We start from the raw sequence: 15,859 nt of genomic DNA, 5'->3' as shown, positions 1-15,859 counted from the left end.
GGGTTGAAAAATGGAAAACAAACTGCCTGAAGGATGGAAGATTACAAATCTTGAATATATTTGTAATCTTGTCACCGATGGAACACATGATAAAACACCACTTGTAGATAAGGAAATAGGTGTTCCTTTAGTCACTTCTAAAGATCTCACTGAAGATGGGATTTCTTTTGAAAATGTAACTTATATAACAACAGAACAACATCAACAAATAATAAGAAGATCCAAACCGGAAAAAGGAGACATATTATACTCAAAAATAGGAACAATCGGAAAACCAACCATTGTTAATGTAGACTTTGAATTTAGCATAAAAAATGTAGCTTTATTCAAATTAAAGGAAGACATTGTCTTCAATAAATATATTAGATATTACCTGAAATGTGAACAAGTACATAACTCTTTGCTTAAAAGAGCAGACGGTGGAAACCAGAAATTTATACCAATTAATGCACTCAAAAAAATTGAAATAATTTTACCTCCCCTCAAAACTCAGCAAAAAATAGTCTCCATCCTCGAAAAAGCCGAAGAAACGAGAAAACTTCGGGCACAGGCGGATGAGTTGACTCAGAAGCTTCTTCAGAGTGTGTTTTTGGAGATTTTTGGAGATCCAGTTACAAATCCAATGGGTTGGAACACTGAAAAACTTGAAAAATTATGTGTGAAAATATATGGAGGCGGAACTCCTTCTAAATCCAAGCCAGAATACTACGAGGGCGATATTCCTTGGGTCACTCCTAAAGATATGAAGCAGGATTTTATCCAAGACAGCATAGATCATATTTCAGAAAAAGCAATTGAAGAGAGTTCGACAAAATTAATACCTCCATATTCTTTACTTATGGTTATCCGCAGTGGAATCCTAAAACATACACTTCCTATAGCAATAAATAATTGTAAAGTTACAATGAACCAAGATATGAAAGGTTTTGTTTTCGACGATAAACTCACAAATTCTTTCTTTATGCTTTACTATTTCAAGATTTACCAGAGAGATCTGCTAAATCGCGTCAGATCGGTTACGGCCGACAACTTAGAGTTCAGTCAGATTAAAGACATCGATGTTATTTTACCACCTATTAAACAGCAACAACGATTTACCACAATAGTAGAACAATTGGATAGAACAAGATCTAACCAACAGCAATCCTCACTTGAAATAAATAGCCTCTTCGATGCCCTCATGCAGAAAGCCTTCACCGGGAAACTGGTTTCATAAGCATGAATTGTAAGAAATTGAATCTTGAACTCTGACCCTTAAAACCGTATTAGCTTTATCGAACCGTTCTTGTCACGCTCGACGAAGGAGAGCGGCCTTTCCCAAAATGATAAAAAAGAAGAAATAAAGATAAAAAGAGAAGTAATAGGCAAATAATAACTCATTAAGGTTTTATCGCTCATCTTTGCTTTTTAAATCTTCTTTTTTACTGTTTTTCGTCTTTTTACATATTCTTCTTTCAACTTCTTTTTCATTATGGACAGGGCCGCCAGACAAGCTGGCGGAGGTTTTCGATCCCAGGTGAATTTAAAAACCTTTTTTGGAGTAGAAGGATATTTCCTTACCTTTAAACCCATGAAATCCGGTTTTTCTGAAGATTTGAAGGGGGTGTTGGAAGAAGTTTATGAATCTCCATTACCCTCTTAAGCCAGTTTCCTCAATATTTTTTCCGATTTTGCAGTAAACTCCTCTGCCTCTTCATTCCGGTTCAGGTCAGAGAGAGTTTTTGCATACTCCCTGAAGATTTCAGCCAACTCTGCCAGATAGCCGGAGTCTTCCGACTCTTCCTCATATCCTTCTCCAAGAATAACAGAGGCCAGGTCCAGGGATTCTTCTGTGCTGTCTTCCGGTTCTTCGTTATCTACTCCTTCAAGGAAATCGAGGGCCATGTCCATAGATTCTTTCGCACTCTCGTATTTCTTTAAAAGGAGGAGGGTCTTTCCGCGTTCCATGAGTTCGGAGGCCAGCGTCGCCTTAACAGAAAAGGGCCAGAGTTCGTCATCAAAAATCATCCCATAATATTCAAGGGCTTTTGAATACTGCTCCTGTGCGAGCTCCTCTTCTCCAATTTCCGCATAAAGGGAACCCAGTTTATCATAGGCATTGCTCTTGGCTTTCAGGTCCTTCCAGTTTGCCAGAAGATCAATAAGTTCCTCCATGACCTCAACAACACGCTCTTGAAATTGAATCGCGGATTTATAGTCCTGTCGAATTATATAGTAATCAACAAGTTTTCCAAGGGCATGGGCCAGGTCATATATATAGGTCTCACTATCAGGAAGCAGCTCAAATGCTTTCTCCCTTATGTCCAGAATTTTTTCGTAATACTGCCTTTCAGTTTCGGGATCCATCTTTTCTGGCTTAAAATACTCATATAGATCTCCAATAGCTTTGAAAACTCTGGCAATTTCCAGGTTTGAATCCTCATCTTCGGGGTCCTTCTCCAGAAGGATCTCATAGACCTTTATTTCGTTCAAGTAACACTTTTCTGCATTCTCGATACTGTCTACCATTTTAAAGTGTTTTGCAAGCTCACTAAAGGTATTCGAAAGGGTATGTTTAAGAACCGAACTCTCCTGCTCATTTAAATTGGAAGTCCTGTAAATATCCAGGGCTTTATCGTACAGGTCCTGGCCCTCGTCCGGCTTACCCATGGAATTCATTACCGCTCCCTTTTGCAGTAGAACACGGCACAGGATGTCCGTCCTCTTTGTTTTTTCCGCCAGTTTTTCGGCTTTATCAAGTTTTTCAAGGGCTTTTTTGTACCTCTCCTTTCCAAATAGAGAAGATGCATCACTTAAAGTCCTAACCATTAAATCCTCAGCCTGTCTGGACATGTAGATAAATTGGAACTAGGATTATTTAGAATTAAGTGAAAATGGAAAAACAAATTCTCGATTTACTCTAATTACCCGAATTACCTGAAGATAACTTCAGCGCAGTGATGTCCTGTGAGGTAGGTGATTCTGGCAGCCTCTTATCCATATGTATATATATCGTTTCATATTTACTATATAAATAAGTACAGCAGGTATAAATTTAAACTGGAATATATATAGTCATCAAAGACTTTTTCCCGCATGGAGAGTTAAGGGGACATCAGGGATACGTTTTAGATAAAATTCAGGAAGGCCCTGACAGGGGAAAAATCAATTTTATAATTCAGGCTCCGACAGGTTCGGGAAAAACTGCGCTGTCTATTGCAATTGCCAGGTATTTTAAAAATGCTTACATCTGCACAAACCAGAAGTCTCTTCAGAAACAATATTTTTTATAAATACAGAACTGCTATTTCAGTATGCCAGAGTATTGGAAGGTCTATAAGGTCGGAAGAAGACTGGGCTTACACATTTACCCTGGATTCAAGGTTCCCAAAATATATTTCAGACCATAGAAACCTGATAAATGAATCTGTTAGTTTTTACGAGAAAAGAATCCCTGACTTTCCTTCCGAAAAATCAATACAAAAATTGAAGAACGAAATATTTAGGAATTTACCATTTTGAAAAAATATTTTACTATGAGTGCATTAGAGATTAATATGAAAAAGTTAAGCATAGGAACCCATAACTGAGTAACTATTTTTCAACCAATTCTAAACAGCGAAGAGCCGTCTTCTTCATTTATATCGCCGGTATATTCGCGGTATACTACGTATTTGCCATTTGCTTTCTTTATGCATCTAACTCCGAGCCCGCTCTTTTTAATCATGGCTTTTCTTTTCTCGGCATCGGATTTTTCAAGCCCGAAATAGCTCAGTTCATCGAGCATATAGGTTTTGCCGTTAAATTCTCTGAAGGTTTTGTGCATAACATCACAGGTCTACATGGTTTTTAAATTTCATTTTTTATTCATCAGTATCCTTTTCGCCACAGTCCTCTTCAGCCAGTTTCCTGTATATTTCCTTGGATTTTGTACTGTAATCGTCTGCTTCCTCATTCCTTCCAAGTTTTGAGAGTAACTTTGCGTATTTCCCGAATGTTTCCGCCTGGTTTATCTTATATATGGGGTTATCCGGTTCTTCATCAAGGAGGACTTCATTTATGTCCAGGGCTCTTTTAAAGGACTGCTTAGATTTTTCATACTCCTCGATAAGATAATACACTTCCCCGGCATCGGTATAATTGATTCCTGCTTTTTCCCGGTATTCGGCATTTTCGGGATTTTCGGGATTTGATTCGAGCAATTTTTCCACTGCTGGGAGCAGTGAATCAAAGATTTTAGCCGCTTCCTCAAAGTTCTCCAGGGATTGTTGCAGCCTTCCACTCTGGTGAAGTGCTTCACATATGAAAGGATAGTTTTCCGGCTCTTTCGGGTTTTTTTCATACTCGTTTTCAAAGAATTCAAGGGCAAGGTCAAGGGCTCCTTTCGCGCTGTCGTATTTCCTGGAATTAAGAAGGTCTATTCCACGGCCCTGCACATCAAAAGCCAGGATTTGCTTTACCGGAAGGGAGATTTTTTCATCGTGTAATAATCTTGAGAAAAGTTCCTCCGCCTTTGAATATTGTTGCTTCTCCAGTTCTATTTCCCCTATTTGTCCATATAAATACCCTAACTGATACAGAGAATTAGTAAGAGTCATTATATAGATCCATTCGACGGGATTATCTCTTACCGCCTGTTCCTTGATCTCGATAATGCGCCGGTAATATGGAACTGCATCAATGTACCTTTCCTGAGCTGCAAATGAATCTCCAATTTTGCCCAGTGTCCTGACAAGCTCATCCTGGCATGTTGAATCGTCAGGATATCGTCCAAATTCTTTTTCGTTTAGTTTGAGGGCTTTTTCGTAGTATTCCCTGGCAATTTCAAATTCTGCATCTTCGGTTTCGTCTTCGGATTCCACATCTTCATGCTCCACTTTTGCATACATGTCCCCAAGAGCCGTGAGGACGTCCGAAATGCCAATCTCAAAATCAGTTGACTCCGGGTTTTCGGAAAGCAGCATTTCATATCCTTCAATCGCCTTTTCATAGTATTCTTTTGCTTGATCCCTATCTCCTGCTTCAGCATAGAGGTTCCCTATCTGCGTGAAGGTATCGATAATCTCCATTTTGAGGTCTTCATCCTCGGGACCATTTTCGAAGAGGGACTCATAAATTTTAATCTTATACATATAGCATTGTTTTGCTTTCTCGATGCGCTTTATTTTTGCAAAAAGTTTCCCAAGGTTGCCGAAAGTTTCTGTAAGTTTAAACTGATAATCCTGGTCATCCGGGTACTTTCCTGTCATACCTTCAAAGTTTGCGAGCGCTTTTTCATAGAACGAATTTGCTTTTTCGGGGTCTCCGGATTCCGAATAATTGAGCCCGATTTCCTCGTAAATTTTACCTCTGTTAACAAGAAATGCAGCGTCCTCAGGGTTTTTGCGTAAGTTATCTTCTACTATTGAAAGAGCCTGCAGGTAAGTTTCTTCCATTTTTTCAGGGTATCCCTGTATCGACTGGAGGTCTCCTAAATACCCATATGAGAAAATAAAATAATGAATTACAATCTCGTTATCTGGGTATTTTTCAAGAAGACTCCTGTAAATCTCCTGTAACTGGTCATAGAGTTTTTTCGCATCTTCAAAAAGCTCATTTTCCAGAAATTCTTCTCCAAGTTTCCTCACAAATAAATCCAGCTGCTCTAAAATATTCGGATTTTCGGGCTGGAGAATTAATATTTTTCTGAAAGTTTCCAGGGTACTGTTGGTAAGCGGGATTTGCTTTTCAGGTTGACCGATAATTAAAAAATAAGCACCAATATTTTTCAGGGTTTTTAAATAATTCAACAAATACTCAGAGTTTTCAGGCTGCTCCGCAATCAGTTTATTATATTCATCAGTTATCCCATCAAATAATTTATTTGTACGTCCATAAGACTTCTCTGCTGCCGAAAAACTATCTCTATCTTCAAGATTAGTTCCAATGAGACCAATGGAATTATAAAGACATTTCTGATAGGAGGAATCCTGGGGTTCATTTAAAAAAAGGCGTGATGAAATATCCAGAGCTTTTTCATACAGCTCCAGAGCTTCTTCTGGATAATCCATGGAATCCATAACCTCTCCTTTGTGGAGCAGAACACGGCACATAAGGTCCGAACTTTTTGCCTTTTCCGCCAGTTTTTCAGCTTTATTAAGCTTCTCAAGTGCCTTTTCATATTTCTCCTTTTCAAAAAGAGTGGATGCATTCATCAATTCCCTGACTGTTAAATCTACGAGCCGCCTGGACATAAAGGTAATTTGGAGCTCAGAGTATTAGAATTAAATGTATCTTCCAGAAGTTCCTGCAAAAACGGTAAACTTCATAATATCTCAGGTAAGAAACACTCGACATGCATGAAATTCTCAACTGCTTCACGATTTCCCAGCAACAAGCAGCTATTTCCAGACAGACACTTAGTTCTGCACAATAGAAGACTCAATGAAAAGAAAACTGAATGAAAAAACCTAATTTTTAGGTTTAGATCTTGCTTTCAGGTAGACAGAATAACCTCAGGCTCTTCTTTTATATCAAAGCACAACATTTAAAACACAACACCCGAAACTAACGCTCAAAACAAGTTAAAAAAACAGGTTAAAAACGAACCAAAAAACAAGTAAAAAACAAGTGATCACATGAGACTCCCACCCGAAAAAAAGTCAAAAATAGATGCCCTCTGGGATAGGTTCTGGAGCGGCGGGCTGTCCAACCCTTTGCAGTCCATTGAGCAGATGTCGTACCTCATTTTCATGAAAAGGCTTGAGGATATGGACGTGCTGGAGCAGAGGCGGGCGAATGCTACCGGAAAGGCTTATATTTCTATTTTTGAAGGGCACGAGGAGTGCAGGTGGTCGGAATGGAAACACAAATCTGCTGAGGAGATGCTTAAGCATGTCAGAGATGTCGTGTTTCCGTTTATCAAGAATATTCATGATGGGGAGAAGACGCTTTTTTCCCAGCATATGAAAGATGCCGTGTTCATTATCCCGAAACCTTCTCTTGTACAGGAGGCCGTAGGAATCATTGACGAGCTCGACATTTCGGGACAGACTTCTGATGTGCAGGGAGACATTTACGAATATCTCTTAAGCCAGCTCGCAACCGCAGGCAAGAACGGGCAGTTCAGGACTCCAAGGCACATAATCAGGATGATAGTCGAGCTTGTAGACCCTGATGTCAATGACAGGATCTGCGACCCTGCGTGCGGGACTGCCGGTTTCCTGTTTACTGCTTACAGGTATATCCTCAAAAAGTACACAAGTCCCGATATGGTGACAGAAGACGAGGAAGGGGACTGGCACGGCCTTATCGGAGACCATATAACCGAGCAGAACGCATGGGATAAGCTGCACCAGGACACATTCTACGGCTTTGATTTTGACTCTACTATGGTCCGGATTGCGCTCATGAACATGGTTTTGCACGGAATTAAAGCCCCTCATATCGAATCTACCGACACGCTCTCAAACCAGTACAGCGGAGAAGAAGCATTTACAGTCATTCTTGCAAACCCGCCCTTCAAGGGGAGCATTGATAAAAACGACATCAATGACAGGCTGACACTTGGCACAACAAAAACCGAACTCCTTTTCGTAGAAAAAATGTACAGGATGCTCGAAATCGGAGGTAAGTGCGGCGTAATCGTTCCCGACGGCGTGCTCTTTGGAAGCTCGAATGCTCACAGGGACCTCCGAAAGCTCCTGCTCGAAAAATGTCAGCTCGAAGGAATAGTTTCCATGCCTTCGGGCGTATTCAAGCCGTATGCAGGAGTCTCAACTGCAGTGCTCATCTTTACAAACGGCGGGAATACGGAAAAAGTCTGGTTCTATGATATGGAAGCCGACGGCTATTCCCTGGATGATAAACGAACTCCACTTGACAGAAAAGGAGATATCCCGGATATCATCGAAAGATTCAGAAACCGTAGAGAAGAAAACCCGACCGATAGAAAAGGAAAATGCTTTTACGTGCCAGCCGAAGAAATTAAAGCTAATAATTACGATCTTTCGATTTCCAGGTACAAAGAAATCGAGTATGAAGAAATCAGGTACGAAAAGCCCGAGATTATCATTGAAAAAATAGAGGAACTCGAAGGAAAAATCCTGGGAAATATTGCGGAATTAAAAAGGATGCTCAATCAGGATTTATAAGTCAGGCATAAATCCTAAAAAAACACCAGTCCAGATAAAGTATAAGTTTTAATCAAGCACAAATTTTAATCAGGCATAAGTTCTGCAACCCGAGTAAAAAATGATAAACCCTTAAAAATAAAGATTAAAATAGATTTAACTTAAAACTCCAGTTCCAGCCCTACAGGACAGTGGTCCGAACCCATAATTTCAGGGTAAATAGAGGCAGATTTCACGTTTTCTCTGAGATTTTCGCTGACAAAAACATAATCCAGGCGCCAGCCGACGTTTCTGCTGCGTGCGCCGGTTCTCATTGACCACCAGGAATAGTTACCGCCTTCAGGGTTGAACATGCGGAAGCTATCAAGGTATCCGGCTGCAAGGAATTTATCCATCCATGCCCGCTCTTCGGGGAGAAATCCTGAAATCATTTCGTTTTGTTTCGGGCGGGCAAGGTCAATTTCTTTGTGGGCTGTATTCACGTCCCCACAGATTACAAGCTTTTTACCTTCGGATTTAAGGGCATTTGCATAGTCCAGAAAAGCATCATAAAAAGCCATTTTATATCCCAGGCGTTCCTGAGAAGCTTTGCCGTTAGGGAAGTAGATGTTAAGCAGGACGAAATCTTCGTAGTCGGTCCTCAGAAAGCGGCCTTCCCTGTCAAATACCTCGATGCCCATACCTTTTTCGAGCTTAATGGGTTTATTTTTTGAAAAAGTTCCGACCCCGCTGTAACCGTTCTGCTCTGCGGAAACAAAATAATTATAGTAACCCTGGATGTTCTTAACTTCTCGAGGAAGCTTATCCTGAGAAACTTTTGTCTCCTGAACGCATACAATATCAAACCGGTGCTCGAGCAAAAGGTCAAGGAAGCCTTTTTTAACAGCGGCCCGGAGGCCGTTTACGTTCCAGGAAATAAGGTTATAGTGTTCCGGCATTTTTACCCCTTTTTAAATATTTTTCATTTTTCTACATTTATTAACTGTTTTTCATTTTTCGTTTATTTACTTACCTTTCATTTTTTACGCTTATTAACCTGTTTTTTATTTTTACACCTGTTTGCATCTTTTCCATTTTTTATATTTAGATCTTATTACATCTTTTGTTTTTTCTTTGCTTAGTCCTGCGTTCCATAATTTTCGGATAAAATCGATATAAAGTTATTAAGGCTTGAACATAATGTAGAGAGATTAAAAGAACCAGAATTTAAAAGAATTGTGAAGTTATAAAGAAATTATTGATTTGCAAGCTAAAGCCATGAAAAATTCAGATCACTTAAAAATTATCCCTTAAAAATTATCCGGGATTTAGTAAACAGGGTTTCTTCAAACAATTTCCAAACAACATAGTGAAAAAATAAAATAACACCTGTGATAATTATTATGACTATATATAAAAGAAGATCTGACGAAAGCTTTTCAAAATTCTGATAAAGGCTCTTAAGGGTTTTTCAATATTGAATAGAAATCTAAAAAATAGGGAAGTCATATGGATTTAATAAAGATTATATGTGGAATGCTTGCAGTTGCCATTTTTCTGGGCATACTTACCTGTGGGGCTCACGACGAGAGGAAAGCAATTGCGGATGAGCCCGAAAATGAAAATGTAAGTGTATCTGCTGCAGGGGTAACAGGAGAAATAGCAGGAAAAGATCATGCCTCAGAAGAGAACACAAGTTCGGAACCGGCCGTTATGAAACCTGCACCTCCGGACTCTCTTATCCTTGCACAGGGTGAGAGTAAAATGGCAACTGAGAGGAGGGACATAGAAAATAAAGTCAGGGCTACAGTCAGGCTCCTTGATGCACGGGGAGAAGAACTTTTTGCTTCATTCAGAGAGGAAGAGTCTCCCTGGAACAACGATGACTTCTGTGTTTTTGTCTGGACAATAAACGGGACTCAGCTGGTCTGTCCTCAGGATAAGGACAGTGAAGGAAAGGACATGAAAGGGCTTCTTGATGCAGACGGAAAACCCATAGGTGAACTCTTTATAAAAGCAGCCAAGAGTGAAAGCGGAGAAGGCTGGATAGATTATAACTGGCAGGATCCGGGCATCTCCGAGACTTACCGCAAACTTACTTTCGTAAAAAAATCTACCTTCGGAGGGCAGTCTTACATCGTGGGTTCAAGTTTTTATGTGGACGATCATATAATGTGCAGAAACCTCAGCGACTGCAAGTATCTTGAGGAGCCGGGAAATATTCATGCTGTGGAGCTGCTGAACCCTGAAAATCCCGGCCAGAACCTTGACCTCGATTACAGCATAGCTCATTCGATTGTCAAGCCCGGAGAAAATATTGCTCCCCACCTGATGAAAAACCCCGAAGTCCATTATATCCTTGAAGGAGAAGGCATCCTGTATATAGACGGAATTCCGGTGGAACTGCACATGGACCAGCTTATATACATACCTGCAGGCGCCGTTCAAACCACATTCAATACAGGAAATTCCACCCTGAAATTCCTTGCCATAAATCAGCCCGGGTGGTCAGAAGAAAATATTAAAGTATTTTAATTTAAAACAGGCCACCAGATTTTTTATTTATTTTTCTTAGCCGCGGTACTGACTTATGACATGTTTTTTTAGCTGAAATACCGGTTCTGTCCAGGTGCTGCGCAGAGAGAAAAAACTGAGAAAATTATATATTTTTCCCGAAGGAGTAAACAGTACGACCCTGAAATCCCTGAGATAGGAGTGTTCAACGTTAGGAGTGTTCAACGTTAGGAGTGTTCAACGTTAGGAGTGTTCAACGTTAGGAGTGTTCAACGTTAGGAGTGTTCAATGTTTACGCTGACGCGATGTTTTTTATGAGCCCTTCTTCATCAACACAAATGGAACTCAGGACTCCTTCAGGGTAGACGTCCGGGATCAGAATTCCGGGAAAAATCTCCGTTTCAAGAAAAAAAAGGCCTTCAGTGCCATCTGCCGGTTTTCCAAGTCCAACTGCAGCCCGGGCGTTTTATAATTGCAGCATATTCGGGCCCTTTTTCTCCATACAGCTGGCGGCAGGCGTGCAGCAGGACATACCTGGCTTCTCGAAAAAATTGGTCTCTGTATTTGAAAGTTTCAGATTTTCATCAATTCCGGGCCGCATTTTCAGAAGATCCCTGCAATCTTCCAGGAATCTTATTGCTATATCTTAAGGGCTTTCAGTTGAAGGTCTCGAAAGGGTACCTTTGATGAATTCGGGAATCTTTATCCCGGAATCCCAGAAAATTTCACATTCCGGGTCTATTTCCTTTAATCTCTCGACAGCTCTGGTTTGCCTCTCATTGAGTCCCGGAACTTTACCACATATCTTAATTTTCTTTCTCAATATGTCCTTTTTCATCCTGAAATTCTGGCCTGATTACAGAAGGCTCCAACAAAAAACATTAATTCCATGCACACTATTCATCAGATCGAATGTATAGAGCAATCCGGATTCCGCCTGAAAAAGGAGAAGAAATCAGGGAAAAAGCAATTGCCGGGAAATTTCTGGATATTACTAGAAAAATTCGGAAACTTCAGACAAAAGAAGGCGCTTTTCTCGAAATTCCTGTCATAGAGGTTGCATGTGAAGCAATTGAAGGATTCCCTGTAATCGAACAGGAGAATCCCGAATTTCTGGAAATTCCAGCATCCCTCAAAGAATGCCTTAAAGGTTCTCTCTCAGAAACAGAACTTGCTCAGGTCCCTTCAGGCTGGCATATATTAGGAGACATCATCATCGTCAGCATCCCGGAAAACCTCGAAAATAAGAAAATTCTGATTGCAGAAGCCCTGCTTTCCATGTATCCTAAATGCAAAAGTGTTGTCAGAGATTTAGGAATCGGAGGACAGTTCCGTCAGCCAGAAAGAGAGCTTCTTCTGGGCAGCGGTACCGAAACCATACACAAGGAACATGGCTGCTTTTTCAAGCAGGACGTAACAAAAGTTATGTACTCCAAAGGCAACCTGGAAGAGAGAAAAAGGATGAGCCTCCTCGGAGCAGGTGAAACTGTTGTGGACATGTTTGCAGGGATAGGGTATTTTTCAATTCCCATGGCTGTCCATGCAAAGCCGGAAAAAATTACCTCGATAGAAATAAACCCTGAGTCCTTTGCCTACCTGAAAGAAAATATCAGGCTGAACCGTGTGGAAGATGTTATTATCCCGATTCTCGGAGACTGCTCTCAGGCTGCTCCAGAAGGGGAGGCAGACAGGGTAATTATGGGATATGTGGGAACAACCCACCATTACCTGGGACAGGCTATAAAAGCTCTGAAAGAAAACGGGGGAATTCTTCATTACCATGAAACGGTGCCTGAAAACCTTGCAATGACAAGACCAGAAGAAAGGGTAAAAAAAGCTGCCGAATTACTGGGAAAAAAAGTAGAGGTTCTCGAAACCCGAAAGATTAAGAAGTATTCTCCCGGAGTCCTGCATGTGGTTGTGGACGCCCGGATATCCGAATGAAAGGCTACTGAAAAAATTCCGGATCATCAGCCCTCAGCTTGATTTTTTTCGGTGAGAAACGGGGGTCGGACAGTTTTACTTTGCTTGGGGAGCCAGCTATGATATTTACATCCATGCTGAGAATTTTCCTGTAAATGTTCCTTTTTTGCACAACAGGCCACCAGCCGTAAAGGAAAACGTTAATAGGTTCCCACATAGCAACCCAGCCGATGATGGTAAAACCTTCAGAAAGCATGGTATGTACCAGTCCTTCTTTAAGAGTTGATAGGAGCCGGATTACGAGCAGGCAGAGAAAAAGGAAGAGGGTTGCAATTGTCACATTTCTCCTTCCCCGCTGGAGAAGTTTTTTAAGTTCTATCTCCGTGAGAAGTTTTTTGTAAGAAAAATGGTTTCTGATCGCTTTTTTGAGGATATGCTCCGTTTCTCCATCAGCTTCGGAAGGAGGAAGGTATATAAAGATCCCCAGAGGTTTTTTTAAAGGAAATTCTCCAACCGTATTATAAATATACTCTTCCGCTTCCCGATCAAGTTCTTTTTCGTGAAAAGGAGCAGGGTCAAAGGAATTGAAAAGCTGCATTGCAGTATGAAGCTCAAGTTCTATCATGAGTTTTCCATTCAGTTTCCTGTAAAGATTATCTGTACCTTTCGGGAAAATATCCAATCCCCAATCCATTTCTCATCCACCGTCTGCAGCCTTTTTAAACTCATATGAATATAATTAAAACTGTTATCAATTAAACTGTTGTCATATTCTATATAAGGCTTTAGTTTCATATTTCGGGCAGTGAACCATCAGGCTTTATCCGGCTTAAAAAGGTGCCCTGAAGTTTATTTACCTGCCGAAGGCCTGAATCCTATGTACACTTCCATATGTATGATTTTTTCGTAAATGTTGCGTTTGTGGACGATTGGCCACCATCCGTAAAGAAAAATATGTACCGGTTCCCACATGGCAACCCAGCCAATAATAAGTAGCCCTTCGGAAAAAAGAGTGTTCACAAGGCTTTCTTCAAAGGTCGCAAGCAGCCTGATAGCAAGCAAGCAGAGAAACAGGAAAGTAAGGGCTATTATGAGGTTTCTTCTTCCCTGATGAAGAAGCCTTTTTAATTCAATTTCGGTAAGGAGTTTTTTGTAAGAAAAATGGTTTTTTATGGCTTCTTTAAGGTCGTTTTCGATTTCCGGAGTTATCCCTGCAGACGGGAGATATATCATGATTTCAAGAGGTTTTTTGAGAGAAAATTCATCAACGGCATTGTAGATGTACTCTTCTGCTTCAGGGTCGAGGTCTTTTTCTCTGAAAGGAGCAGGGTCAAAAGAATCAAAAAGCTGTAACAGGCTTTTGAGTTCGAGTTCTATTACAGGTTTCCCTGCATGCTCTCTGTAAAAAAATTCTGTCCCTTCGCCGGAAAATCTCCTCTTCCTGCCAGCTCCAGTGCCCGCCCCTATATGTTTTCCTCCTTGCAGGTATTATAAAGCACGTATCTATCTCGAAAAAATGCTTTTTGCCTTAAAGGTTCCAATTTATTTCCTTCCCTGATCCAGAATAAATATTAAGCCGGCAGTATATATACCCTGAGACAAAAATCCTGAGGCAATCCAGAAGAGATTTTGAGGAATTCCAAATTAATTAAAAAGTTAGAATTAAAAAGTTAGAAAAAAGTTAGAAAAAAGTTAGAAAAAAGTTAGAAAAAAGTTAGAATTAAAAGCTAGAATTAGAAGTTAGATACAGCAGACATGATTGCCTGGTGCAGTTCTTTCGGATTTCTTGAACTGATCACAACCCTTTTTCCGGTTATGAGTTTCAGGATGACAACGAAATTTGCCCTTCTGGAGGGGGGCCTGTCCACATAGTCCTTCCCTGTAAAAGGCTCATATGCCTGAATTTTACATTCTTCAACAATATAAATAGGGATTTTCTTAAATGAAGGATTCAGAGGAACAAGCCGGATATAGATTCCGTCCTTTCGAACCTCTGTTATATGTTTGGTGCTGTAGAACAGGAGAGGAAAGAATACTCCGAAAACGAACCATAGAGCCAGCAAATAAAGATCAGGAATGTTCTGAACCCCGGCAGGTTTTCCGAAAACGAGGCTGTGGATCTCGATGTACCATAAAAGAATGGCAGGATAAAGGACAGAGATCAGAACGACATTATTATGCAAATCCTGTACTTCTCGAAAGATTAAACCTGTTTCAGGGTGTTCCGTTATAATCTCTCCCGTTTAAATGATCGAGGTGTGCACTCTGACCAATACACATTTATAATATTTACGTAGTAAATTTTCTTTTTATCACGAAACAGGCACATTACTCTTCCCTCACTGACTTCCCATTGAATACTGCATACCTGTATTACTTAAATACTGCCCTTTAAAGAAAATGATGAATAGTAAGCGTCTGCTTCTGAAAAACTTTTAACCTGGCAGGTCTGTTGACTGAAATCCTTCTATTTTTCTCTATCAGAACTGAGTAGATAAATCTTCCGAAAAAAAATGAAAATACTATATTAATTTTAATTTAAATAACAAGATCATAAAGGGGAAGTTGACTAAAGTATTAAAAATTAAAAAGATATTATGCGAAAATAAAGTAAAGTAGATAACGTTACCGAAAAAATTATGAATACAGGGGCTTCTAGTGTCGAAATAAAGACAGGATTTTAGATAAATATTCAATTTCCCCGGCTACAAAATTTTGAAAATAAAAACTGAAACAAGGATGATCTTCAATTCTGCAGGATGGTCTTCAATTCTGCATTTTAATTGCCCTGTTAACAGCTTCTGAGAGCTTTTCCGGGGTCTGGGATCCAATCATCAGCCTTTTCGCTTTGTTCCCTTCCGAAAATTCAAAAAGAACACCCCTGTTTCCTTTTACGTTATACGCTGTTCCTTTTAGCCCGTAACGTATGCCCCAGCCCCCATAATCCCTGATAGGATTATAAGTAATTACTTCACAACTCCTGATAGTTTTGATCGGAAAGGTCCTGAAAGAAAAATGGAAAGGATGAAAACGGATATACAGCCCCTCTTTCCTGACCTCGGTACTCATTTTAAGGGAATGGAAAAAAAGAGGAAAAATGGCTCCGAAGACCACCAGCAAAACAAGCATCATCCAGTCAGGGGCAGGATTGTTCCCGAAAGGTTTTCTGAGAATGAGCTGCTGGTAAGCACCATACCATGAGATTACTACCGGAATCCCGACTGCAATCCTGATCCACAGCTGGTCCATTTTCTGGACTTCTCGATAAAGGACCGGATTACAGATCCTGCTCATTCCTTCAGTTGCGCAGTACATTCAGTAGTCTCCGAGTGCTGTCTTACATATTTTATTAG

The 15,859-nt window shown here is 40.3% G+C and carries 15 protein-coding genes; 6 read left to right on the top strand and 9 right to left on the bottom strand.

Annotated features, from left to right (window positions below; genetic code table 11):
• Positions 1-10 precede the first annotated feature (10 nt).
• Positions 11-1,216, top strand: a complete 1,206-nt coding sequence (locus tag MSMAS_RS08190; RefSeq protein ID WP_048037616.1) for a restriction endonuclease subunit S — start codon at positions 11-13, stop codon at positions 1,214-1,216.
• A 422-nt stretch (positions 1,217-1,638) separates the two neighbouring features.
• On the opposite strand, the gene MSMAS_RS08185 is transcribed toward MSMAS_RS08190, so the two are convergent.
• Positions 1,639-2,808 carry a tetratricopeptide repeat protein gene (locus tag MSMAS_RS08185; RefSeq protein ID WP_230633360.1) on the bottom strand — a complete coding sequence of 390 codons (1,170 nt, stop codon included), beginning with the start codon at positions 2,806-2,808 and terminating at the stop codon, positions 1,639-1,641.
• 236 nt (positions 2,809-3,044) lie between these two features.
• On the opposite strand from MSMAS_RS08185, the gene MSMAS_RS19935 reads away from it, so the two are divergent.
• A complete protein-coding gene (locus MSMAS_RS19935) occupies positions 3,045-3,272 on the top strand; it encodes a DEAD/DEAH box helicase family protein (RefSeq protein WP_080503122.1) in 228 nt (75 codons plus the stop codon).
• On the top strand, positions 3,220-3,501 hold the full coding sequence (locus tag MSMAS_RS08180; protein ID WP_011035042.1) for a helicase C-terminal domain-containing protein: 282 nt from the start codon (positions 3,220-3,222) through the stop codon (positions 3,499-3,501). The genes MSMAS_RS19935 and MSMAS_RS08180 overlap by 53 nt, the downstream gene beginning before the upstream one ends.
• Positions 3,502-3,580: 79 nt before the next feature.
• Here MSMAS_RS08180 and MSMAS_RS08175 read toward each other — a convergent pair whose 3' ends face one another.
• Both MSMAS_RS08175 and MSMAS_RS08170 read right to left on the bottom strand, forming a co-directional pair.
• The gene (locus MSMAS_RS08175) at positions 3,581-3,805 is read right to left on the bottom strand and encodes a hypothetical protein (protein WP_011035043.1); all 225 of its coding nucleotides are present in this window, start codon (positions 3,803-3,805) and stop codon (positions 3,581-3,583) included.
• 37 nt (positions 3,806-3,842) lie between these two features.
• Entirely contained in the window at positions 3,843-6,212 is a 2,370-nt protein-coding gene (locus tag MSMAS_RS08170) for a tetratricopeptide repeat protein (protein WP_226987641.1), read from the bottom strand.
• A 384-nt stretch (positions 6,213-6,596) separates the two neighbouring features.
• Here MSMAS_RS08170 and MSMAS_RS08165 point away from each other — a divergent pair, with 384 nt between their 5' ends.
• A complete protein-coding gene (locus tag MSMAS_RS08165) occupies positions 6,597-8,111 on the top strand; it encodes a type I restriction-modification system subunit M (RefSeq protein ID WP_011035045.1) in 1,515 nt (504 codons plus the stop codon).
• 140 nt (positions 8,112-8,251) lie between these two features.
• On the opposite strand, the gene MSMAS_RS08160 is transcribed toward MSMAS_RS08165, so the two are convergent.
• Positions 8,252-9,028, bottom strand: a complete 777-nt coding sequence (locus tag MSMAS_RS08160; protein WP_011035046.1) for an exodeoxyribonuclease III — start codon at positions 9,026-9,028, stop codon at positions 8,252-8,254.
• A 550-nt stretch (positions 9,029-9,578) separates the two neighbouring features.
• Here MSMAS_RS08160 and MSMAS_RS08155 point away from each other — a divergent pair.
• The gene (locus MSMAS_RS08155; protein WP_015413091.1) at positions 9,579-10,604 is read left to right on the top strand and encodes a cache domain-containing protein; all 1,026 of its coding nucleotides are present in this window, start codon (positions 9,579-9,581) and stop codon (positions 10,602-10,604) included.
• Positions 10,605-11,229: 625 nt separating this feature from the next.
• Here MSMAS_RS08155 and MSMAS_RS08150 read toward each other — a convergent pair.
• The gene (locus MSMAS_RS08150; RefSeq protein WP_155395229.1) at positions 11,230-11,406 is read right to left on the bottom strand and encodes a hypothetical protein; all 177 of its coding nucleotides are present in this window, start codon (positions 11,404-11,406) and stop codon (positions 11,230-11,232) included.
• A gap of 89 nt (positions 11,407-11,495) precedes the next feature.
• Between MSMAS_RS08150 and MSMAS_RS08145 the strand changes: the two genes are divergently transcribed.
• Complete coding sequence (locus MSMAS_RS08145) at positions 11,496-12,527, top strand: class I SAM-dependent methyltransferase (protein WP_011035048.1); 1,032 nt, start codon at positions 11,496-11,498, stop codon at positions 12,525-12,527.
• 4 nt (positions 12,528-12,531) lie between these two features.
• Here MSMAS_RS08145 and MSMAS_RS08140 read toward each other — a convergent pair whose 3' ends face one another.
• From MSMAS_RS08140 to MSMAS_RS08125, 4 genes are all read right to left on the bottom strand, one after another.
• The gene (locus MSMAS_RS08140; RefSeq protein ID WP_048046426.1) at positions 12,532-13,200 is read right to left on the bottom strand and encodes a hypothetical protein; all 669 of its coding nucleotides are present in this window, start codon (positions 13,198-13,200) and stop codon (positions 12,532-12,534) included.
• Positions 13,201-13,355: 155 nt separating this feature from the next.
• Positions 13,356-13,739, bottom strand: coding sequence for a hypothetical protein (locus MSMAS_RS08135; protein ID WP_011035050.1), 384 nt, complete (start codon positions 13,737-13,739; stop codon positions 13,356-13,358).
• Positions 13,740-14,239: 500 nt separating this feature from the next.
• Entirely contained in the window at positions 14,240-14,737 is a 498-nt protein-coding gene (locus MSMAS_RS08130) for a DUF6141 family protein (protein ID WP_221069012.1), read from the bottom strand.
• Positions 14,738-15,272: 535 nt separating this feature from the next.
• Positions 15,273-15,821 (bottom strand): DUF6141 family protein, encoded by a 549-nt coding sequence (locus MSMAS_RS08125; RefSeq protein ID WP_015413095.1) that lies wholly within the window; start codon positions 15,819-15,821, stop codon positions 15,273-15,275.
• Between the last annotated feature and the right edge of the window lie 38 nt (positions 15,822-15,859).

The organism is Methanosarcina mazei S-6 (genome assembly GCF_000970205.1).
Lineage (GTDB): Archaea > Halobacteriota > Methanosarcinia > Methanosarcinales > Methanosarcinaceae > Methanosarcina > Methanosarcina mazei.
This window is presented reverse-complemented; position numbering and strand designations above follow the sequence as displayed.